A 22,055-nucleotide genomic window follows, 5' to 3' on the forward strand; every position below is an offset into this window, starting at 1 on the left:
GACCTCCATGCAGCCATGGTGCAGGTAGCCACCGGACGATGAACCATCCAGCGCTCCAACCTGGAATGCCGACAGGGGCAGCGGGTCCGACGCCTTCACGGATAGAACGCCAGCAGGCGATAGCCCGCCACGCGGCTGCCGACGTCTGCCACGTTGAGCGAAAACGCACCGGACCACTCGCCCCGGGCTGACAACTCGCGCGGTGCGGCGATCTCGCCCGCCTGCAGCACCTTGCGCAGCAGGGGCTGGTCTTGCGCGTCCGTCAGCGTCAGTTCGACGGCGGGCATGGCGACGGCTGTGTCGGCGTTGTTGTTCTTGATGGTCATCGACAGCAGATAGGTGTCCGTGCGCCCGCGGGTGAACGAAGAGCTGTCGATCACTACGTCCGCGATGCGTCGCGGCGGCGCCAGGCTGCATTGCCACGGCCCGCAAAGCACCTCCAGCGTGCCGCGCAGGCCAGGATGGCGCGCAGCAAGCGCGTCGCGCTCGCGCACCGCGACCTGTGAGAGCAGCAATGCTGCCAGCACCAGCACGCACAGGGCCAGCACGCCCCGCGTGGTGGGGCTGCTCCAGAACGCCTGGCGGCGTGCGGTCCGCACAAAACTGGGTTCATCCGCGCCGGGCGCCTCCGGGCCATCGTCGTCGCCCAGGTGGGAGACCGCCTCTTCGGCCGCATGCGGACCCCGCTGTGGCAGGGGCAAGCGGGGGGATGCCGCGGCGGCACCGAGAGCCGCGGGAAGGGAATCACCTTCCTGTTCCGAGTCGTCGTTCGCTTGCGCAGCAGAGTCGGCGCTCGGAGCAATCAAGAGTCCGGGACGGATTCCGGCTTCAGGGCCCGGCAGCTCCGGCGGCGGCACATCGGACAACACCGGCAGCGGCCGCTCGACCTCCGGCGTCTGTACCGGCACCTCCAGTTCCAGGTCCTCCGGCCATTCCGAATCGCGCAGTTGCGCAAAAGGCAGCTCATAGCCAGCCGGCTCCGGCGTAGCGGAGGTAGCGGATCCCGGCGAGGCGCCAGAAGACATGGCACTGCTGCCGTGCGAAAGCTCAGGCGCTACATCCGTGTGCGGCACCGCAGGCGCGCGTGTCGTCCAGCCATAGGGCGACTGGGGTTCCAGCGACCACCCCTGGGCGCCGCCCACTCCCGCAGAGGTGCTCGTCGCCAGAAAAGGGGGCACCTCGACGGACGGACGACCGGTCGTGTTCGTTTGCGCCATGACACCGGGAAGGCTTGGGTCCGGGCGGCCCCGTGCGCCAGGCTCTGCATCAGACCATCCCACGGGCGCCCCGTCCCTTTCGACAGGCACGACCGGCGACGGGGGGGCAGAGCTGAAGGGTGCTGGCGGGGCCGACGACGGCGTCCGTGCGCTGCCCCACACCCGGACGGGCGCCGCAGGCGGGGTGGCGCTGCCTTCAGCAGAGCCGGTGCGCAGCCCGTCGAATCGCATCTCCGGAAGGAGCTGCGCCGTCTCGATCACGACCAGATGAGCGGCCGCGTCGAAGACGTCCTTGCATTGACCACAGCGCACCCATCCATCGGAGATCCGCAACTGGTCGGCCACGACCTTGAAGGTCGTGCCGCAGGAGGGGCAGCGTGTGATCTGGCTCATCGGCTGTGGATTGTAGGTGCCTGGTCAGGCACCGGACTACGCCCCTCAGCGCCTGGCCGTCATCAGAATCCAGCCATCCTCAGCGTCCGCCACCTCCAGCGCTAGCCAAGGCGCGTAGGCGTCCTTCAGCTCCTGGGCCTGCCGCTCAAGAATGCCGGCCAGCACCAGGTGGCCCCCTGGCGCCACATGCGCGCACAGCAGCGGCGCCAGCACCTTCAGCGGGGTGGCCAGGATATTGGCCAGCACCGTTTCATAAACGCCTTGGGCGCGGTCCGGCAGGCCGGCGTGCAACTGCACGCTGTTGGCTTCGGCGTTCTGCAGCGTGGACTCCACCGCCGCAGAATCGATGTCGACCGCGTCGATCTCGATCGCACCGAACTTCGCAGCGCCGATCGCCAGGATGCCCGAGCCACAGCCGTAATCGAGCACGCGGCCCAGGCCTGCGGCACCACCGGCCTGAGCACCCTGGCGCGCGATCCAGCGCAGGCACATGCGGGTCGTGGGATGGGTACCGGTCCCGAACGCCAGCCCCGGGTCGAGCCGGATGCTGCGGGTCGCGGCCGCAGGCAGGTCATGCCAGGTCGGCACGATCCAGAAATCGGGCGTGATGTCGACCGGTGCGAACTGCGACTGCGTCAGACGGACCCAGTCCTGGTCCTGCACCGCCGCGATGCCAAGCGTGCGGCAGCCCTCGAAGAAATCCTGCGCCTCCAGCAGGGTCCGGGCTTCCTGCGCCGCCGCTTCGGCAGGGAACAGCGCGACCATGCGGCTGCGCTGCCAGCCCTCCTTGGGCGGCGGCATGCCGGGTTCGCCAAACAGCGCCTGCTCGGCGTCGGTCTGCGCGTCCGCGTCTTCCACCGAAACGCTCAGCGCCTCCAGTGCCTCCAGCGCATCGCTCAGGGACTCCACCCGGTCCTCGGGGCACAACAGGCTCAGCTCAAACATGGGCACACCCTCTTTCTTCCACGCAAAAAATGAAAATGCCGGCATCCGTCGCCAGATGCCAGCATGCCGCGATCATCGCCGTACAGCGATCAACGCTTGTGGTGCGACAGCCACTCTTCCAGGTAATGGATGTTGGTGCCGCCGGCCATGAACTTGGCGTCGACCATCAGCTCGCGATGCAGCGGCACGTTCGTGTTGATGCCTTCGATCACCGTCTCGGACAGGGCGGTGCGCATGCGCGCCAGGGCCTCCTCGCGGGTGTCGCCGTGCACGATGATCTTGCCGATCATCGAGTCGTAGTTCGGCGGCACGTAGTAGTTCGTATAGGCATGCGAGTCCACACGCACGCCCGGGCCACCCGGCGCATGCCACATGGTGATGCGGCCGGGCGATGGGATGAACTTGTACGGGTCTTCGGCGTTCACGCGGCACTCGATGGCGTGGCCGCGGATCTCGATCTGGCGCTGCGTGAACGGCAGCTTCTCGCCGGCGGCGACCATGATCTGCGTCTTCACGATGTCCACGCCGGTGATCAGCTCGGTCACCGGGTGCTCGACCTGCACGCGCGTGTTCATCTCGATGAAGTAGAACTCGCCGTTCTCGTACAGGAACTCGAACGTGCCCGCACCGCGGTAGCCGATCTTCTTGCACGCGGCCACGCAGCGCTCGCCGATCTTCTCGATCAGCTTGCGTGGAATGCCCGGCGCCGGCGCCTCTTCGATCACCTTCTGGTGGCGGCGCTGCATGGAGCAGTCGCGCTCGCCCAGGTACACGGCATTGCGGTGCTTGTCGGCCAGCACCTGGATCTCGATGTGGCGCGGGTTCTGGAGGAACTTCTCCATGTATACGGCAGGATTGCCGAATGCGGCGCCCGCCTCGGCCTTGGTCATCTGCACCGCATTGACCAGAGCAGCCTCGGTATGGACCACGCGCATGCCGCGCCCACCACCGCCGCCTGCGGCCTTGATGATGACGGGATAGCCGACGGTCTTGGCGATGCGGCGGATCTGCACCGGATCGTCAGGCAGTTCGCCGTCCGAGCCGGGCACGCAGGGCACGCCCGCACGGATCATGGCCTGCTTGGCAGACACCTTGTCACCCATGGTGCGGATCGAATCAGGCGTCGGCCCGATGAACTGGAAGCCACTCTTCTCCACCCGTTCGGCGAAATCGGCATTCTCAGACAGGAATCCGTAGCCGGGGTGGATGGCCTCGGCATCCGTCACCTCGGCGGCCGAAATGATGGCCGGCATGTTGAGGTAGGACAGCGGCGAAGGCGCGGGGCCGATGCACACGGCCTCTTCCGCCAGCTTGACGTACTTGGCGTCGCGATCGGCTTCGGAATAGACCATCACCGCCTTGACGCCCAGCTCGCGGCACGCGCGCTGGATACGCAGGGCGATTTCGCCGCGGTTGGCGACAAGAATCTTTTTAAACATAGGCTGCCTCGCGGCTCATCGCTCGCGCGCTGGCGCCTGCCAGGGCGCGGCGCAACGCCTTGCCGGGGGCAAGAGCGCCGCGGCAGGCGACGAGAATCTTGGTAAACATGGGCTGTCCCGCAGCCCCGCCAGCTTGCACGCGGGCGCAAGGCAGGGCGATCTGGTTCGCACTGCCTGCGGCTACGGCGCCGCGGGGGGCGACGAGAATCGGGGTGAACATAAATGTCCGGGTTCGCTGCAGGCAGGGGCGATGCACGCCGATGCCGCCGCAGCGGCGCCTCACTCGATGATGAACAGCGGCTGGCCGTACTCGACGGCCTGGCCGTTCTCACCCAGGATACGGGTCACGGTGCCGGACTTGTCGGCCTCGATCTCATTGAGGATCTTCATCGCCTCGATGATGCAGATGGTGTCGCCTTCCTTGACCTGGCTGCCGACCTCGACGAAGGACTTGGCACCCGGGCTCGAAGCGCGATAGAACGTGCCGACCATCGGCGACTTGACCACATGGCCCGTCACCTGGGCTGCGGCAGGTGCCTCGGCAGCCGCTGCTGCGGGCGCCGCCGCTGGTGCGGCCGCCGCCACGGGTGCGGGCACGGGGGCCGCCACGTATTGCTGAACGACAGCGCCCCCACTCTTGACGATGCGGACCTTGCCTTCGGCTTCGGTGATTTCGAGTTCTGAGACGTTCGACTCGGACACCAGATCGATCAGGGTCTTGAGTTTGCGCAAATCCATGGGAGCTCCAACGGCGAAAAACGGAATAGGGCGCGAATTTACTCCAATTTCCACCTAATTCCATGAACCCAATGCAATTTCCATCATCTCGCTCGTGGAAATGCGGTGAGCTAGCCCAGTTGCCCCCACTGCTGCAGGTCCTGGGGTGTCACCTGCCCCATTTTACGGTGCAAGATGCGTCCATCTGCGCTGAACAGCACCGTAAACGGTAGCCCACCGGTCAGATTCCCCAGATTCCGCCCGAGGTCGGTACCCGTCAGCCCCCCAAGCACCACCGGAAAATCAAGCGACATCCGCTCCAGGAACTTGCGCACGGCAGAGGGCTGGTCGAGGGCCAGGCCAACCACTTGCCAGCGTTTGGCAGATTTTTCGCGGTAGAAGCTGTTGAGTAGCGGGAGCTCTTCCACGCAGGGCGGGCACCATGTGGCCCAGAAGTTCACCAGGAGGGGCTTGCCTTGGAAACCGCGCATCGGCACCTCTTCCCCGGCCAGCCCCTTGAATGACGCGTCCCACCACGCCTGCTCCGCGCCGTCCATCACGGCGTGGGGTTTCAGGCGCTGCCAGGCGAGGCCGGCCCCCGCCAGTGCGGCCACCCCGCCCACGCCGGCCATGAGCCAGCGGCGGCGGGAAGGAGCGCCCGGCCCTGGCGCGGCGCTTGCAGAGGCCGGAGAGTCGGACGGCGGAGAAGGAGGCACGGAAGACGTCATGGGGAAGCAGGAAGATCAGTGGCGTCCAGCGACTGCAGCAACCGCTGCACCGCCGCCGCATCGCCACGCGGTACGCGGCCGCGGGCATCGGGACGCAAGGCGCCGCGCAGGTCGTCCAGATCGTAGATCATGAGGTGCACGCCGATCATCTCGGCCAGTTCGGGCGACCGGCTGCTCAGGCTCAGGGCCTCGACGGGCTCGCCCCGAAAGCCGGTGACGGTGCGGGGCTCGTAATCCACGCGGTGGTCGATGAGCGCGATTTCGGCGGACTTCGGATCGTCGCAGAACAACTGCAGGTAGATATCGGACAGGCGCGTCGCCGTCCCGTGCCAGACAGCGCCGGCCAGGTAGGGGCGAAACGCCGCCATGCGGTCCATCCACACCAGCGCCAGTTGCCGCAAAGCGCGCAATTCAGCGGGCTGCGTATCGGCGCAGAACAGGCCAATGTATTCGCGCACCGCATCCTCGACGAGGTCGTTGTCGGGCAAGGCGGTGCGGGCCGGCAGGCCGAGTTGCTTGACCGCGCGGCGCTTGGCGGGGCCCCACTCCAGCCCCTCCTCCACGACCAGGCGGGCGGCGGCGTTGGCGATCTCGGTGGCGAGTGCGTTTTCCATGGCGATGGTCCGGAAAGGAACCCGACACCCGGCGGGTGTCGTAGCCGCATTGTGGCGCGAACGCCCGGACATCCCCTTGACGGCGCAGTGACAACGCACGGGCGGCAAGGGTATTGGCCCCTCGAAACTACCAATTCGATAGCACCAGGCGCATATGGAGCGGGCGTTACAAGGCTATTGAGCTAAAAACGTAGAATCGCCGCCCATGCATATTCATATTCTGGGCATCTGCGGAACGTTCATGGGCGGCCTGGCGGCGCTGGCGCGCGAGGCGGGCCACCGGGTCACGGGCTGCGATGCGGGCGTGTACCCGCCCATGAGCGACCAGTTGCGCGCACTGGGCATCGAACTCATCGAGGGCTATGGCGCCGACCAGATGGCGCTGCGGCCCGATCTGTTCGTGATCGGCAACGTGGTGAGCCGCGCGCGGCTGGCCGACGGCAGCCCCAAGTTTCCGCTGATGGAGGCCATCCTGGACGCCGGCGCGCCCTACACCAGCGGTCCGCAATGGCTGTCCGAGCATGTGCTGCAGGGTCGGCACGTGCTGGCGGTGGCCGGCACCCACGGCAAGACCACCACCACGTCGATGCTGGCCTGGGTGCTGGAATGCGCCGGCCTGCAGCCGGGCTTTTTGGTAGGGGGCGTGCCGCTGGATTTCGGCGTCTCCGCCCGGCTGGGCGCGGCGCAGCGCCCGGTGCCGGGCACGGGTCCGCAGGGCAGCGCGCCGGTGTTCGTGATCGAGGCGGACGAGTACGACACGGCCTTCTTCGACAAGCGCAGCAAGTTCGTGCACTACCGCCCACGCACGGCCGTGCTGAACAACCTGGAGTTCGACCACGCGGACATCTTCGACGACCTGGCCGCCATCGAGCGGCAGTTCCACCATCTGGTGCGCACCGTGCCACCGTCTGGCCGCGTGGTGGTCAACGGGGTGGAAGAGAGCCTGACGCGTGTGCTGCACGCCGGCTGCTGGAGCGAAGTGGCCAGCTTTGGCGCTGCCGTCAGCGACTTCACCGCCCGGGGCGAGCCCCACGCCTTTGACGTTCTGTACCGCGACCAGCCCGTCGCCCGCCTGGAGTGGAGCCTGAGCGGCGTGCACAACCAGCTCAATGCGCTGGCGGCCATCGCAGCGGCGCACCACGCGGGCGTGGCGCCGGCGCAGGCCGCCGAGGCGCTGTCGCGCTTCCAGAACGTGAAGCGCCGGATGGAGCTGCGCGGCACGGTGCACGGCATCGCCGTGTACGACGACTTCGCCCACCACCCGACGGCCCTGCGCACCACGCTCGACGGCCTGCGCCGGCGCATCGGCCCCGGCGCGCGCATCTTGGCCGCGTTCGAGCCGCGCAGCAACACGATGAAGCTGGGCACCATGAAGTCGCAGCTGCCCTGGGCGCTGGAATCCGCCGACGTGGCTTTCTGCCATACCGCAGGACTGGACTGGGACGCCGCGGCCGCCCTGGCGCCGATGGGCGAGCGCGCCCGCACGGCCGACAACGTGGGAGCGCTGGTAGGGCAGATCGTGCAGGCCGCCCAGCCTGGCGACCACGTGGTGTGCATGAGCAATGGCAGCTTCGGCGGCATCCATGCCCAGCTGCTGGATGCGCTATCAAAAAAATAGCTGCCTGCGCTTATCTGGCCTTAACTGCCGGCCAATTTGGCTTGAATCTTCGTTCTGGCGATCGTGCCTGTCAGGGCGGGCTGCCCCAAAGCATCACCAGCTTAGAACGTCACTACCTTAGAACGTCACCGCCATCGCCGGCACGTCCACCCGCACGGTGGGCCGCGCCAACGCCGCACTGGTGGCGCGCGCAAAGGCGGTGAACCAGGTCGCGTCGGACAGCAGCTGCGGACCGGCCGCATGCGCCACGGTCAGTACCTTGTCGGCCAGCAGCACCTTGCCGCTGGCGCGCAGCGGCTCGCATTCCAGGCGGATGAACTCGTCATCCAGCCAGCGGCGCGCCGCCTCGTGCGCCATGGGCTCGGCGCCCTGCAAGTCCATGCGGAACTCCTGCTGGGGACCGAGCGTGACGGAGACTTGGCTTGGCATGGGTCGTGGCCTTTCTCTTGGGAGGTATGCGCGTATGCGAAGAAGGCAGCTTACACCGCCCTCCCCGCCGCGCTTCTCGGGGTTTTCAGCGGGCGCGGCGGGCCGTGATGGAGGCGGACAGATCGGCCAGCGCGGCCAGCGAGTCGTCCCAACCCAGGCAGGCGTCGGTGATGCTCTTGCCGTACTCCAGCGCACAGGCCTGGTCCTTGCCGGGCGTGAACTTCTGCGCACCCGCGTTCAGGTGGCTCTCGATCATCACGCCGAACACGCAGTGCGAGCCGCCGGCGATCTGGCCGGCGATGTCGCGGGCCACGTCGCGTTGCTTCTCATGCTGCTTGCTGCTGTTGGCATGGCTGCAGTCCACCATCAGCGTGGCGGGCAGGCCGGCCTTTTCCAGGTCCGCGCAGGCGGCCTGCACGCTGTCCGCGTCGTAGTTGGGCGCCTTGCCGCCACGCAGGATGACGTGGCAGTCCTTGTTGCCGCTGGTGTTGACGATGGCCACCTGGCCGTTCTTGTGCACCGACAGGAAGTGGTGGCCGCGCCCGGCCGACTGGATGGCGTCCGTGGCGATGCGGATGTTGCCGTCCGTGCCGTTCTTGAAACCGATGGGCGCCGACAGGCCCGAGGCCAGCTCGCGGTGCACCTGGCTCTCCGTCGTACGCGCACCGATGGCGCCCCAGCTGATGAGGTCGCCGATGTACTGGGGCGAGATCACGTCCAGGAATTCGCTGCCGGCCGGCACGCCCAGGCGGTTGATGTCGATGAGCAGCTGGCGCGCGATGCGCAGGCCTTCGTCGATGCGGTAGCTCTCATCCAGGTAGGGGTCGTTGATGAGGCCCTTCCAGCCGACGGTGGTGCGGGGCTTCTCGAAGTACACGCGCATCACGATCTCCAGCGTGTCCTTGTACTGCTCGCGCACGGCCTTCAGGCGGCGGGCGTACTCCAGGGCGGCGGCCGGGTCGTGGATGGAGCAGGGGCCGATCACCACCAACAGCCGGTCGTCCTCGCGGGCCATGATGCGGTGGATGGTCTGACGCGTCTGGGTGATGAGGGATTCGACCGCCGTCCCATGGATCGGGAAGAAGCGGATCAGATGTTCGGGAGGCGGCAACACTGTGATGTCCTTGATGCGTTCGTCGTCGGTCTGGCTGGTTTTCTCGACGTCGCGGTACCAGGCATCGCTGGAGGGATGGGCGGGGGCCTTCATGGGTTGCGTCCTCGTGGGTGGATGAATCAGGAAAGGGAGAGCGGAAAAACAAAAAACCGCCGGGCTTTTCAGCTTCGGCGGTTTCTTAGAGAAGGGGGCTCGGGTCTGGGTGCGCGCTTACCTCTCATCCGCCAGGGACAGAGAAGTAAAACCAAAAGTAGAACGCGCTACGGACTTGCATGCGGGCCAATGTAGCACGTCTTGCGCGTTGCAACATCCCGCAGCGTTGCGGCCGAGCGACAGGTCATGGACTGCGACGCCACCATGCGCGCAGCCGCCCGATCCAGGACGCATTGCCGCGGCGGGCGGCCGGAGGTGCGGCGCGGGAGAGCGGTGCGCCTTGCGTCTGCGCGCCATGCTCGTACATCTCCAGCAGCAGCAGCGCCTCGCCCACCGCGCGCCAGGCCACCAGCTCGAACGAGTCGAAACGCGCGCGCTCGGCACTGCTGCGGCGCTCCAGCGCGCCCTGCCACGCGGCGATCGCATCGCGCAGTTCGCGCAAGGTACCTTGGTACACGCCAAGTTCGTACATGGCATGCCATGCCGAGCCCAGGCTGGTGAGGAAACGCTGGTGCTCGCGGGCGCAGGCGGCGAGCTGCTCCACGCTGTGCAGGATGGCAGGGGGATCGCTGCGCCGGCGGCGCATGCGCACTGCGGTCTCGATGTGCTGCGACAGGGCGACAAGGCTGTCGCGCAATTGGCGGGACTCTTCGTCCGCCAGCCCCTCGCGCAGGAACCGGCTGATGTCGTCGAACGACTGGGCGCTGTGCAGCAGGCGGGAGGTCAGCGGTCCGTGCATGCAGCGCATTGTGCGCCGGCCCGGCCGGGGCGGCCTGCCGGCAGGCCGCCTCGACCGCGAAGGCCGAGACTCAGGCCGTGCCGCCCACGGTCAGGCCTTCGATGCGCAGCGTGGGCTGGCCCACGCCCACGGGCACGCTCTGGCCCTCCTTGCCGCACGTGCCGACGCCGCTGTCCAGCGCCATGTCGTTGCCGATCATGGTGACCTTCTTCAGCGACTCCGGCCCGCTGCCGACGATGGTGGCGCCCTTGACGGGGTAGAGGATCTTGCCGTTCTCGACCCAGTAGGCCTCGCTGGCCGAGAAGACGAACTTGCCGCTGGTGATGTCCACCTGCCCGCCGCCGAAGTTGGTGGCGTAGAGGCCGCGCTTCATGCTCGCCACGATCTCTTTCGGGTCCTTGTCGCCGCCCAGCATGTAGGTATTGGTCATGCGCGGCATGGGAATGTGCGCATAGCTCTCGCGCCGGCCGTTGCCGGTGGGCTTCACGCCCATCAGCCGGGCGTTCATGGCGTCCTGGATGTAGCCCTTTAGGATGCCGTCCTCGATCAGCACGTTGCGCTGGCTGGCCTGGCCTTCGTCGTCCACGTTGAGCGAGCCGCGGCGGTCGGCGATGGTGCCGTCATCCAGCACGGTGACGCCCTTGGCGGCCACGCGCTCGCCGATGCGGCCGCTGAACGCGCTGGAGCCCTTGCGGTTGAAGTCGCCCTCCAGCCCGTGGCCGATGGCCTCGTGCAGCAGCACGCCGGGCCAGCCCGGGCCGAGCACCACGGTCATCTCGCCAGCGGGCGCCGGGCGCGACTCCAGGTTGACCAGCGCGGCGTTGACGGCGTCGTCCACGTACTGGTTGATCTGCGCATCGTCGAAATAGTCCAGCCCGAAGCGGCCGCCGCCGCCGGAGGAGCCGACCTCGCGCCGGCCGTTCTGCTCGGCGATGACGGTGATCGACAGACGCACCAGCGGGCGCACGTCGGCGGCCAGAGTGCCGTCGGCGCGGGCGACCAGCACCACGTCGTATTCGCTGGCCAGGCCGGCCATGACCTGGGCCACGCGCGGGTCCTTGGCGCGAGCACGCTGCTCGGCCTTTTCCAGCAGCGCCACCTTGGCGGTGCTGTCCAGCGTGGCGATGGGGTCGATGCCGCGGTAGAGCGAGCGGCTGCTTGCTATCTTTTGGGGAGCTAACCGCGCTTTACCAGACTGGGCCGAGGCGGAAATTGACCGCACAGTGCGGGCCGCATCCAGCAGCGAGGCCAGGGAGATGTCATCGGAATAGGCAAACGCCGTCTTCTCGCCGCTCACCGCGCGCACGCCCACGCCCTGGTCGATGCTGAACGAGCCGGTCTTGACGATGCCCTCTTCCAGGCTCCAGCCTTCGCTGCGCGTGTACTGGAAGTACAGGTCGGCGTCGTCGACGCGGTGCGCGCGGATCTCCGCCAGGGCGCGCGTCAGATGGGATTCGTCCAGACCGAAAGGCTCCAGCAGGAGCTGACGGGCAATGGCCAAACGTTCGATGGTGGGTTCGCGGGAGATCATGCGCCCGATTGTAGGCAGCCGGCCATGCCCCCGTGCCCGGCGCGGGTGCCCCTGCCGCAGGGTCGTACGGAAGCGGGCCTACAGCGCCTGACGGGGGGCGTCCGGGGCCTGGCGCTGCGCCCGGGCCACCGACATGAGCACGCCCAGCGCCAGCCCCAGCGTGACCATGGCCGTGCCGCCGTAGCTCACGAACGGCAGCGGCACGCCGACCACGGGCAGGATGCCGCTGACCATGCCCATGTTCACGAAGGCGTAGGTGAAGAAGATCATGGACACCGCGCCCGCCATCAGCCGCCCGAACAATGTGGCCGAGCCCATGGCGATGGCCAGGCCGCGCCACACCAGCAGCAGGAAGCACACGATCAGAAAGAGGTTGCCGGCCAGACCGAACTCCTCGGAGTAGGCGGCGAAGATGAAGTCGGTGGTGCGCTCGGGGATGAACTCCAGATGCGTCTGCGTGCCGGCCATGAAGCCCTTGCCCCAGAAGCCGCCCGAGCCGATGGCGATCATGCCCTGGATGATGTGGAAGCCCTTGCCCAGGGGATCGCGCGTCGGGTCCAGCAGCGTGCAGATGCGCTGCTGCTGGTAGTCGTGGAGCACCGGCCAGCGCACGCCGTCGGCGCACAGCTGGGGCTCGAACCAGACGATCAGGATGATGCCGACCGCGCCGATGACGACCGGCGGCACCACCAGCTTCCATGGCAGGCCGGCGAAGAAGATCACCGACAGGCCCGCCGCCAGCACCAGCAGCGAGGTGCCCAGGTCGGGCTGCTTCATGATCAGGCCCACCGGCAGCGCCAGCAGCGCGCCGGCGGCCACGAAGTCGAGCGGGCGCAGCTGGCCTTCGCGCTTCTGGAACCACCACGCCAGCATCAGCGGCATGGCGATCTTGAGGATCTCGCTGGGCTGGATCGTGATGCCGAGGTTGATCCAGCGCTGCGCCCCCTTCTTGGTGATGCCGAACAGCGCCACGGCGATCAGCAGTGCCACGCCCACCGTGTACAGCGGCACCGCCAGCATCATCAGCCGCTGCGGCGGGATCTGCGCCACCACGAACAGGATGCCCGCCGCCAGCAGCATGTTGCGGCCGTGGTCGTAGAAACGCGTGCCGTGGTCGTAGCCGGACGAATACATCGCCACCAGCCCGATCGACGCCAGCAGCCCCAGCATGACCAGCAGCATCCAGTCGAAGCCGCGGAAGAACGGCAGGATGCGCTGCAGCAGGGAGGGCTTGTCGAATACGGCGGAAGACATGGGGCGCGATTATCGGGCGCACGGACCGCGCCGGCACACGGCGGGGCCAAAGGGGCGCGAGACCCGCCAGGCAGAATGGACTGCACGCCCCGTCCCGGCCCCGCGCCCTCTCGCATCTTCCCCACCATGACACAGACCACCCACCTGCTCTACCTGCACGGCTTCCGCTCCTCGCCCCAGTCGGCCAAGGCCCGGCTGATGGCCCAACACGTGGCCACGCGGCATCCCGGCGTGCACTTCTGGTGCCCGCAGCTGCCGCCCTCCCCGCGGGAGGCGATGGCCCTGGTGGCGGCCGGCATCGCCGACTGGCCGCGCGCGGCCATGGCGGTGGTGGGCTCGTCCCTGGGCGGCTACTACGCCAGCTGGGTCGCGCAGCGGCAAGCCTGCCCCAGCGTGCTGCTCAACCCGGCTGTGGACCCGGCGCGCGATCTGGAGCGCTACATCGGCGAGCAGACGGCTTGGCACGACCCGGCGCAGCACTTCTACTTCCGCCCCGAATACATCGCCGAGCTGCGCGCGCTGGACGTGCGCGGCCGCGCCCCGGCGGCGCCGGAGCTGGCCGTCATCGCCAAGGGCGACGAATTGCTGGACTGGCGCGAAATGGCCGCGCGTTACGCCCACGCGCAGCTGAGGCTGCTGGAGGGCGGAGACCACGCCCTCAGCGCCTTCCCCGATCACATCGACGAGGTGGCGCGCTTCTGCGGGCTGGCGGGCGGCCCGGACGGCGCGGCCGCGGATCGGGCCCAGGCCGCGTAGTCCCGCGGGTACGCGATGCGGTAGCGCTCGGCGTGGAAGGCCTCTTCGTCGACCAGACCCAGCAGCCGCGTGCTGGCCAGTACGGCTTCGATGATGCGCGGCTCGGGCGAGTAGTGCAGCAGCCGGCGCGCCGCGGGGTACAGCGTGGCGGCATTGGCCGCGGTGACGGGCGTGGTCGTGACCCAGGCGAACGCGGCGGCGTCGCGGAAGAAGGTGGTCTCCCGCGCCACCTGCTCGGCGGTGTCGCGCTGGTACTGCGGGGCCCGCTGCGGCGCCGGGCGGTACAGGCCGCTCACCCGCTCGTAGTCGTGCGCCAGCCAGGCGCCCCAGGCCAGCACGGCCAGGCCGGCCACGGCAACGGCGGCCCGCAGCGCGGGCCCCAGCGCCGACAGATGGGGCCGCCACAGCACCCACAGCGCCAAGCCGGTGGCCAGCTGGAAGGGGCCGTACCACAGGGGGAATTCCAGCAGGCTGTGCACGCCGATCACGGCCAGCACGCCCCACGCCAGCTGGCGCAGCGGATCGGTCTCGGCCCACGGGCGGCCGCGCAGCACCCACCACAGCACGGCACCGCAGAAGACCAGCGCCACCGGCAGGCCCAGCTCCACGGCGAGGTGCAGCGGCAGGTTGTGCGCGTTGTCCACCAGCACGCAGAAGCGCTCGCCGGGGAACAGCGTGGCGTAGTGGGCGTAGTCCAGCTCGCCCCAGCCCCAGCCGGCCCAGGGCTTCTGGGCGATCAGGTGCAGCATGTTGGGCCAGAGCACCGAGCGCGTGCCGCAGCGCTCGCCGCCGCCCAGGCGGTCGAACAGGCCGTCCATGGCAACGCCCGTCCACTGCTCCAGCAGGTGCGGCAACGCCCAGGCGGCGCCCAGGTACAGCAGCACGCCCGCGCCGGCCAGCCCCAGCGGCAGCCAGCCCATGGAGCGGCGCCACAGGATCAGCAGCACCAGCAGCACGCCCCACTCCAATGCCCCCGTGCGGGAAGCAGTCGCGGCGGCGCAGGCGGCGATGGGCACCAGCGCCCAGGGCGTGAGAAAGCCCGACAGGCGCACCAGCCAGTCGCTGACCCGCCCTGTGCGCACCCTGCCGCCGGGCAGCAACGGCTGCCCCTGCGTGCAGGCCGCCGCGCGGCCCACCCACCACACCAGCGCCCACAGGCCCAGCGCCATCAGGGTGGCCTGCTGGTTGCGCTGGCGCAGGTTGCCCAGCGCCTCGCCGATGGAGGCCGGATACACCCAGGGCGCCCAACCCAGGTCGCCGCGGAAGAACTGCAGCAGCCCGATGCACGCGCCCACCACGGCCGCCAGCAGCAGGCCGGCGGCCAGGGCCACGGCAGGCTGGGCGGAAGACGCCGCCTGCCCCCGGCCCGCCCCCTGCCCGGCCCGCACCCACGCCAGCGCCGTCAGCAGCCAGGCACAGCCGCCCGCGACCATCAACGGCCAGAAGTTGGACAGCGGGGCCTGCGTGCGCGCGAAGAGAAAAGGCAGCGCCACGGCCAGCACGGACAGCAGCGAAGCAAAAACGTTGAAGGCGGACATTGAAGGGGCAGCAGGGGCGCCGCGGGGGGTGCGGACGGGCGGACACCGGCCTGGAGGGGCGGCGGCGGGAAAGGGCTCGATCATAGGGGGCGCAGGCTCCGGCCAAAATATGGAACGAAATAGGCCGTAGCGCCCGCAGATATTGCGCAAGCAGCTATTCAATCAATAGCACTGCTTTTTATTGCCGCCGCCCGCTGCACGGCAAAGCCCCCGCTCCGGCCACCCGGGCGGCCCATGGGACAATGCCGGCCATGCATGCATTGTTTGAAGAAGCCGGCAAATTCCTGGCCGGCCGTATCCTCTCCGAGGCCGAAAGCTCCGCGCAGATCGAGCTGGATTCCGGCAAGCGCGTCAAGGTCAAGGGCGCCCACATCCTGCTGAAGTTCGAGAAGCCCGCGCCCGCCGATCTGGTGCGCGAGGCGCAGTCCGTGGCCGCCGAGATCGAGCTGCCGCTGGCCTGGGAATTCGCCCCCGAGGAAGAGTTCGGCTTTGCCGACCTGGCACGCGACTACTTCTCCGCCAACGCCACGCTGGCCCAGCAGGCCGGCGCGCTGTTTGCGCTCTACGAGGCGCCGCATTACTTCCGCCGCGCCGGCAAGGGCCGCTTCAAGAAGGCCCCGGCCGAGATCCTGCAGCAGGCGCTGGCCGCCATCGAGAAGAAGAAGGCCATCCTGGCGCAGATCGACGAGTGGGCCGCCGCCCTGGGCCGGGGCGAATGCCCGCAGCCGATCCGCGAGCAGCTCTACAAGATCCTGTTCAAGCCCGACAAGAACGCGCCCGAATACAAGGCCGTGGTGGAAGCCAGCCGCGCCACGCACAAGGCGCCGCTCGACCTGCTGCAGCAGGCCGGCGCCATCGACTCGCCCTACCAGTTCCACTGGAAGCGTTTCCTGTTCGAGAACTTCCCCAAGGGCACGGGCTTCCCCGCCGTCACCGCGCCGCAGCCGCCCGAGGACCTGCCGCTTGCGCCCGTGCAGGCGTATTCCATCGACGATTCGCAGACGACGGAAATCGACGATGCGCTGTCCGTGCAAGGCCTGGGCACCGGCACCGTCACACTCGGCATCCACATCGCCGCGCCGGGCCTGGCCATCGTGCCGGGCACACCGCTCGACCAGCTGGGCCGCAACCGCCTGTCCACGGTCTACATGCCCGGCTACAAGATCACCATGCTGCCCGACGAGGTGGTGCGCATCTACACGCTGGACGAAGGCCGCGCCAACCCGGCCGTGTCGCTCTACGTGACGATCAACGAAGAGACTTTGGAGATCACCGGCACCGAAACCAAGCTGGAGCGCGTGCCCGTGGCCGTGAACCTGCGCCACGACCAGCTCGACCACATCGTGACCGAGGAATGGCTGAGCGACCCCTCGGTTCAGGTCCAGAACACGCCCCAGCCCTTGCTGGAACGGCGCGAGCAGCTCTCCTTTTTGCATCGCCTCGCCAAGAGCCTCAAGGCCCAGCGCGAAGTGGTGCGCGGCAAGCCCGAGACTTTCAACCGGCCGGACTACAACTTCCGGCTGAGCGCCGCCCGGCCGCCCGAAGGCGCGAACACCCCCTCGGGGGGCAGCGCAGCCAACGCAGTGGCAAGCGTGGGGGCTGGCAAATCCGGCAACGACGGCGCCGAGCCCACGGGCCGCGAGCAGGTCAGCATCACCACGCGCAAGCGCGGCGCGCCGCTGGACCTGATCGTGGCCGAGGCGGCCATCGTCGCCAACAGCAGCTGGGGCCAGCTGCTGGCCGAGCACGGCGTGCCCGGCATCTACCGCAGCCAGGCCAGCCTGGCGCCCGGCGTGAAGGTGCGCATGGGCACCAAGGCGCTGCCGCACGCCGGCATCGGCGTGAAGAGCTACGCCTGGGCCACCTCGCCGCTGCGCCGCTACGTCGATCTGGTGAACCAGTGGCAGATCATTGCCTGCGTGCGCCACGGCAAGACGGCCGCGCTGGCCGCACCATTCAAGCCCAAGGACGCGGACCTGTTCTCCATCATCAGCAGCTTCGACGGCGCCTACAGCGCCTACAACGGCTACCAGGCCGGCATGGAGCGCTTCTGGACGCTGCAGTACCTGCAGCAGAACGAGGTCACCGACATCGAGGCCACCGTGTTCAAGGAAGGCCCGGCCGGCAGCTTCCTGGTGCGCGCCGATGCCCTGCCCCTGGTGCTGCCCGTGCTAGGCGCGCAGAATCTGCCGCGCGGCGCGCGGGTGCGCGTGAAGCTGGGCGAGATCGACGAGATCACGCTCGACATCAGCGGCACGGTGCTGGAGCGCCTGGACGACCCGCAGGATGCCAGCGATGACGGCCCGGTGGACGAGCCCGAGGGCGACGACGACGAGGCCGTGGCCGGCCCCATCGCCATTGCGGTGGACGTGAACGAGGCCGAGGCCGCCGGCACCGATAATCGGGCGCCGTGAACACACACCTCCACGCCCCCCGTCCCCTGTGGCCGCTGCGCCCCGCCGGCGCCGGCCGCCCTGCTGGAGCGGCCCGGCGATGAAGCTGCCGGCCCTCTTTCGCCGCATGGGCGCGCTGCAGTGGGCTCTCACGGCCTCGGTGGCGGTGCACGCCGTGCTGCTGTCGGTGCGTTTCATCGATCCGGAGAGCTTCAACCGGGTCTTCCAGGACACGCCCCTGGAGGTGATCCTGGTGAACGCCAAGTCCAACGAGCGCCCGGACAAGGCCCAGGCCATCGCCCAGACCTCGCTGGCCGGCGGCGGCGAGGCGGCCCAGGGCCGCGCCACCAGCCCCCTGCCCTACTCCGCCATCACGGCCGTGGGGGATGATTTCGAGGAAATGCAGCGCAAGATGGACGCCATGCTGGAGCAGCAGAACCAGATGCTCGCCCAGCTGCGCAAGCAACTGGCCAGCATGCCGGTGCCCGATCCGCGCCCGACCAGCCAGGCCACCGAGGCGCAGACGCAGGAAGAAAAGCGCCGCCAGCTGGTCAAGCTGCTGGCCGAGATCGAAAAGCGCATCAACGAAGAGAACGCCCGCCCGCGCAAGCGCTACATCAGCCCGGCCACGCGCGAAGAGGCCTATGCCGTGTACTACGACGCGCTGCGCCGCAAGATCGAGGACAAGGGCACCGAGAACTTTCCCGAGCAGGCCGGCAAGAAGCTCTACGGCGAGCTGACCATGATCGTCACCGTGAACCACGACGGCCGCGTGCTCACCACCGAGGTCGTCCAGGGATCGGGCAACAGCCTGCTGGACCGCCGCGCGGAGGCCATCGCCCGCGCGGCCGGCCCGTTCGGCACCTTCGACAAGGCGATGCGCGCCAAGGCCGACCAGATCGCCGTGGTCTCGCGCTTCAAGTTCACCCGAGACCAGACGCTGGAGACGACGGTGAGATGACGACCCGCGGCGTGCGCCGGCCCCCGCCGCCTGCGCGGGGACCGCACCGCAGGCCGCGCCCCGGCACCCGAACGCGCACACGCACGCACGCAGCCCCTGACTGTTTCCCTTTCCCCATGACTGCTTCGACCGCCGCCCCTGCCAGCTACTGCGTGATGGGCAACCCCATCGCGCACAGCCGCTCGCCCTGGATCCACGCACGCTTTGCCGAGCTGACCGGCCAGGCCCTGGTGTACGAACGCCGCCTCGTGCCGGTGGACGGCTTCGCCGCTGCGCTGCACGACTTTGCCGGCGCTGGCGGGCGCGGCTGCAACGTCACCGTGCCGTTCAAGCTCGAAGCCGCGGAGCGCGCCACCGAACGCAGCGAGCGCGTGCAGCTGGCCGGCGCCGCCAACACGCTGGTCTTCGGCAGCGACGGCGCCATCACGGCCGACAACACCGACGGCCTGGGCCTGGTGGCCGACATCACGCGCAACGCCCAGGTGCCGCTGACCGGGCGCGACGTGCTGCTGGTGGGCGCGGGCGGCGCGGCGGCCGGCGTGCTCGGGCCGCTGCTGTACGAGCGCCCCCGCCGCATCGTGGTGACCAACCGCACGCACGCACGCGCCGAAGCCCTGGTGCACAGCCATGCCGGCCTGGCGACGCTACAAAAAGTAGAGCTGCTTGCGCTTGATATACAAGCGCTGGAGGGCGATTTCGATGTGATCATCAACGCCACGGCCAGCAGCCTGGCGGGCGGCGGCGTTCCGGTGCCTGCCCGGGTGCTGCGCCCCGGCAGTCTGGCCTACGACATGATGTACGGCCCCGCGGCCCAGGGCTTTCTGGACTGGGCGCGCCAGCACGGCGCCGTGGCGCGCGACGGGCTCGGCATGCTGGTGGAGCAGGCGGCCGAGGCCTTCGCGCTGTGGCGCGGCGTGCGTCCGCCCTCCGCGCAGGTGCTGGCAGAGCTGCGGGCCGCCATCGCGGCAGGCCAGTGACGGCTGGCACGTACAGGACGGACACACGATGAAAGCCCTGCTGCGCTGGATCGGATTGGGTCTGCTGGCCTTCGTGGCGCTGCAGCTGTTCTTCGTGGGCCGCATCGCGCTCATGGCGGTGGTGGCCCCTGAATCGACGAGCTTCCAGCGCTCCGAGGCCTGGGCCCAGATCGCCGACCGCGGCGGCGTGCGCTGGCGCCAGGAGTGGGTGGCCTACGGCGAGATCGCCGACACGCTCAAGCGTGCGGTGATCGCCTCCGAGGACGACGGCTTCGTCAACCACGACGGTGTGGACTGGAACGCCATCGAGGCCGCCTGGGAGAAGAATGCGCGCGCCGAGGCCCAGTTCCAGAAGCGCCAGGACGCCGCGCCCGCCCGTGCGGTGCGGCCGGCCAAGATCGTGGGCGGCTCCACCATCACCCAGCAGCTGGCCAAGAACCTGCTGCTGTCGGGCGAGCGCACGCTGCTGCGCAAGGGGCAGGAGTTCGTTCTCACGCTGGCGCTGGAGCACCTGCTGAGCAAGCAGCGCATCCTGGAGATCTACCTCAATAGCGTGGAATGGGGCGACGGCGTGTTCGGAGCCGAGGCAGCGGCCCAGCACTACTTCCGCAAGAGCGCTGCGCGCCTGAGCGCGGCCGAGGCGGCCCGCCTGGCGGTGATGCTGCCGCAGCCCAAGCGGTTCGAGAAAACGCCGGGCTCCGCCTACCTCTCGGGGCGCGCCCGGATCATCATGGGCCGGATGGGGTCGGCGGAACTACCCTGAGCGACCGCTGGCGACCGCTCTGAGCGGCACCGCCGCTCAGAGCGGTGTCGTCACCACCGCCTCAGCTGGCGCTGAAGTCGGGACGGCGCTTCTCCATGAAGGCCGTGAACGCCTCGCGCGCAGCAGGCTCGCGCAGCATGCGGCCGAAGCTCTCGCCCTCTTCCGCCATCCGTTCGAGCACGGCCGACTGCGAGGACTTCTTCATCAGGCGCTTGGTCTCCACCAGCGAACTCAGCGGCTTGCCGGCCAGCTTGCGGGCCTGGGTCTGGGCCACCATGTTGCATTCGGTGGGCGGCACGACGCGGTTGACCAGGCCCACCTCCAGCGCCGCCTCGGCCATGAAGGGCTCGCCCAGCAGCAGCGCCTCGGCGGCGCGGTGGTAGCCCAGCAGCTGCGGCGCCAGCAGGCTGGAGGCCGCCTCGGGGCACAGGCCCAGGTTCACGAAGGGCATCGAGAACGCTGCGTTGTCGCCCGCGTACACCAGGTCGCAATGGAACAGCAGGGTGGTGCCGATGCCCACCGCCGGGCCGCACACGGCGGCGATGACGGGCTTGGGAAAGGTGGCGATGCCGCGCAGGAAACGGAACACCGGCGAATCCGGCGTGGAGGGCGGCAGCTCCAGAAAGTCGCCGATGTCGTTGCCGGCGCTAAAGATCGCCACGTCGCCCTGCAGCACCACGACGCGCACGGCATTGTCCTGCGCCGCAGCGTCGAACGCATCGGCCAGGGCCGAGTACATCGCGCGGGTGATCGAATTCTTCTTCTCGACGCGGTTGAAGGTGATGGTGGCCACGCCGTGTTCGGTGTGGACCAGGATGTCCTGGTGGGCTTCGGTCATGGGGACTCCGTTGAGAGGGTCTGAAATGATAGGACGGTGGGTGCATGCTGCCCCCCGGCGCCCGCTATTCCTTGTAGTACACGATCTGGTGGCTGCTGGCCAGCAGAGTGCCGGACTGGTTCCACAGCTGCGCCGTCTGGTCGAAGAAGCCGTTGCGGAACTCCTGCGCGCGCGCCTGTCCCAGCACATGGCCCGTGCCGGTGGCCTGCAGCTGGGCACTGCTGGCGTGGAAGTACACGGTGATGGACACGGTGCCCGCGGGCACGCGCCGCGCACGGCGCAGCCACACGCGCGGGAAGAACACATCCGCCAGCGCAGCCAGCGCGCAGAAATCGAGCGGGCGCGGCGGGTCGTCACGCATCCACAGCTGCGTCAGGCTGCTTTCGCCGCGATCGTCCCACTCCTCGGGCAGGCCGCCGGACACCAGGCGCATGTCGTAGCGGTTGAGCCACTCCACGCTGAAGTTCCTGGCGCCCTTCTGCAGGGTGTCCGGCGCGGGCGCGCCAGGCATGGGCGTATCCGCCAGGCTCCAGGTCTCGCGCCGCGCAGCGGTGACCACCGTGGCCGTGGTCGTGACCACCGGGGCGCCGTCCGCGCCCGGCTGCAGGATGGACAGCGTCCAGTGCTGGGTGGAGCGGTTGGTGCGTACCGGCGTGGCCTGCAACGTGAAAGGGCCTTCGGCCAACGCGCCCGCGTAGTTCACCGTGAGCGACAGCGGCTCGCCCAGCCGGTCCCGGGTGCTGCATCACCGCCTGCAGCAAGGTGGCCGCGGTGATGCCGCCGAACGGCCCCACCATGTTCCAGTAGGCCGGCGTGGTGCGGCCGGCATAGGTGCCGGGCGCCGACGGTGTGATCGCCAGCGCTTCGTCCAGGGGGTGCAAGGATTCGGTCATGTGAACGAGTGTGCCGTGGTTCTCGAACGGGTGCCGTCGTGCCCG

19 protein-coding genes and 1 pseudogene are annotated in these 22,055 nt (G+C 68.9%); 6 read left to right on the top strand and 14 right to left on the bottom strand.

From position 1 onward, the window contains the following. Positions 1-95: 95 nt before the first annotated feature. The 6 genes from QE399_RS02430 to QE399_RS02455 form a co-directional block, all read right to left on the bottom strand. The gene (locus QE399_RS02430; protein ID WP_309825795.1) at positions 96-1,610 is read right to left on the bottom strand and encodes a DUF3426 domain-containing protein; all 1,515 of its coding nucleotides are present in this window, start codon (positions 1,608-1,610) and stop codon (positions 96-98) included. Between the two features lie 45 nt (positions 1,611-1,655). Further along, positions 1,656-2,555 carry a 50S ribosomal protein L11 methyltransferase gene (gene prmA, locus QE399_RS02435; protein ID WP_309825796.1) on the bottom strand — a complete coding sequence of 300 codons (900 nt, stop codon included), beginning with the start codon at positions 2,553-2,555 and terminating at the stop codon, positions 1,656-1,658. 89 nt (positions 2,556-2,644) lie between these two features. Next, the gene (gene accC, locus QE399_RS02440) at positions 2,645-3,994 is read right to left on the bottom strand and encodes an acetyl-CoA carboxylase biotin carboxylase subunit (protein WP_309825798.1); all 1,350 of its coding nucleotides are present in this window, start codon (positions 3,992-3,994) and stop codon (positions 2,645-2,647) included. Between the two features lie 279 nt (positions 3,995-4,273). Further along, entirely contained in the window at positions 4,274-4,732 is a 459-nt protein-coding gene (gene accB, locus QE399_RS02445; protein ID WP_309825800.1) for an acetyl-CoA carboxylase biotin carboxyl carrier protein, read from the bottom strand. 110 nt (positions 4,733-4,842) lie between these two features. Next, on the bottom strand, positions 4,843-5,439 hold the full coding sequence (locus QE399_RS02450; RefSeq protein WP_405043067.1) for a TlpA family protein disulfide reductase: 597 nt from the start codon (positions 5,437-5,439) through the stop codon (positions 4,843-4,845). Then, on the bottom strand, positions 5,436-6,053 hold the full coding sequence (locus QE399_RS02455; protein ID WP_309825802.1) for a hypothetical protein: 618 nt from the start codon (positions 6,051-6,053) through the stop codon (positions 5,436-5,438). The genes QE399_RS02450 and QE399_RS02455 overlap by 4 nt, the downstream gene beginning before the upstream one ends. Before the next feature lie 205 nt (positions 6,054-6,258). On the opposite strand from QE399_RS02455, the gene mpl reads away from it, so the two are divergent. Then, positions 6,259-7,671, top strand: coding sequence for a UDP-N-acetylmuramate:L-alanyl-gamma-D-glutamyl-meso-diaminopimelate ligase (gene mpl / locus QE399_RS02460; RefSeq protein WP_309825804.1), 1,413 nt, complete (start codon positions 6,259-6,261; stop codon positions 7,669-7,671). Between the two features lie 117 nt (positions 7,672-7,788). On the opposite strand, the gene QE399_RS02465 is transcribed toward mpl, so the two are convergent. The 5 genes from QE399_RS02465 to rodA form a co-directional block, all read right to left on the bottom strand. After that, positions 7,789-8,100 (bottom strand): hypothetical protein, encoded by a 312-nt coding sequence (locus tag QE399_RS02465; protein WP_309825805.1) that lies wholly within the window; start codon positions 8,098-8,100, stop codon positions 7,789-7,791. A gap of 85 nt (positions 8,101-8,185) precedes the next feature. Then, on the bottom strand, positions 8,186-9,307 hold the full coding sequence (locus QE399_RS02470; RefSeq protein WP_309825807.1) for a 3-deoxy-7-phosphoheptulonate synthase: 1,122 nt from the start codon (positions 9,305-9,307) through the stop codon (positions 8,186-8,188). 244 nt (positions 9,308-9,551) lie between these two features. Beyond that, on the bottom strand, positions 9,552-10,106 hold the full coding sequence (locus tag QE399_RS02475; RefSeq protein WP_309825808.1) for a hypothetical protein: 555 nt from the start codon (positions 10,104-10,106) through the stop codon (positions 9,552-9,554). Positions 10,107-10,176: 70 nt separating this feature from the next. Continuing rightward, positions 10,177-11,637, bottom strand: a complete 1,461-nt coding sequence (gene tldD, locus QE399_RS02480) for a metalloprotease TldD (protein WP_309825810.1) — start codon at positions 11,635-11,637, stop codon at positions 10,177-10,179. 78 nt (positions 11,638-11,715) lie between these two features. Then, positions 11,716-12,891 carry a rod shape-determining protein RodA gene (gene rodA, locus QE399_RS02485; protein WP_309825811.1) on the bottom strand — a complete coding sequence of 392 codons (1,176 nt, stop codon included), beginning with the start codon at positions 12,889-12,891 and terminating at the stop codon, positions 11,716-11,718. A 126-nt stretch (positions 12,892-13,017) separates the two neighbouring features. Here rodA and QE399_RS02490 point away from each other — a divergent pair, with 126 nt between their 5' ends. Beyond that, positions 13,018-13,647 carry a YqiA/YcfP family alpha/beta fold hydrolase gene (locus tag QE399_RS02490; RefSeq protein ID WP_309825813.1) on the top strand — a complete coding sequence of 210 codons (630 nt, stop codon included), beginning with the start codon at positions 13,018-13,020 and terminating at the stop codon, positions 13,645-13,647. Here the strand turns inward: QE399_RS02490 and QE399_RS02495 are convergent. Further along, positions 13,566-15,185 carry a Wzy polymerase domain-containing protein gene (locus QE399_RS02495; protein ID WP_309825815.1) on the bottom strand — a complete coding sequence of 540 codons (1,620 nt, stop codon included), beginning with the start codon at positions 15,183-15,185 and terminating at the stop codon, positions 13,566-13,568. The genes QE399_RS02490 and QE399_RS02495 overlap by 82 nt on opposite strands. A gap of 251 nt (positions 15,186-15,436) precedes the next feature. Here QE399_RS02495 and QE399_RS02500 point away from each other — a divergent pair, with 251 nt between their 5' ends. The 4 genes from QE399_RS02500 (at position 15,437) to mtgA (ending at position 20,279) form a co-directional block, all read left to right on the top strand. Beyond that, the gene (locus QE399_RS02500; RefSeq protein WP_309825817.1) at positions 15,437-17,599 is read left to right on the top strand and encodes a ribonuclease catalytic domain-containing protein; all 2,163 of its coding nucleotides are present in this window, start codon (positions 15,437-15,439) and stop codon (positions 17,597-17,599) included. Positions 17,600-17,678: 79 nt separating this feature from the next. Next, complete coding sequence (locus QE399_RS02505; RefSeq protein WP_309825819.1) at positions 17,679-18,539, top strand: energy transducer TonB; 861 nt, start codon at positions 17,679-17,681, stop codon at positions 18,537-18,539. A 116-nt stretch (positions 18,540-18,655) separates the two neighbouring features. Then, positions 18,656-19,516: a shikimate dehydrogenase gene (gene aroE / locus QE399_RS02510; protein ID WP_309825821.1), complete on the top strand. Its 861-nt coding sequence runs from the start codon at positions 18,656-18,658 to the stop codon at positions 19,514-19,516. A gap of 28 nt (positions 19,517-19,544) precedes the next feature. Further along, complete coding sequence (gene mtgA, locus QE399_RS02515; RefSeq protein WP_309825823.1) at positions 19,545-20,279, top strand: monofunctional biosynthetic peptidoglycan transglycosylase; 735 nt, start codon at positions 19,545-19,547, stop codon at positions 20,277-20,279. A 61-nt stretch (positions 20,280-20,340) separates the two neighbouring features. On the opposite strand, the gene QE399_RS02520 is transcribed toward mtgA, so the two are convergent. Continuing rightward, positions 20,341-21,117, bottom strand: coding sequence for an enoyl-CoA hydratase (locus QE399_RS02520; RefSeq protein WP_309825825.1), 777 nt, complete (start codon positions 21,115-21,117; stop codon positions 20,341-20,343). A gap of 64 nt (positions 21,118-21,181) precedes the next feature. After that, positions 21,182-22,010, bottom strand: a pseudogene (locus QE399_RS02525) (acyl-CoA thioesterase). Between the last annotated feature and the right edge of the window lie 45 nt (positions 22,011-22,055).

Origin of the sequence: Paracidovorax wautersii (genome assembly GCF_031453675.1) — a bacterium.
Lineage (GTDB): Bacteria > Pseudomonadota > Gammaproteobacteria > Burkholderiales > Burkholderiaceae_C > Paracidovorax.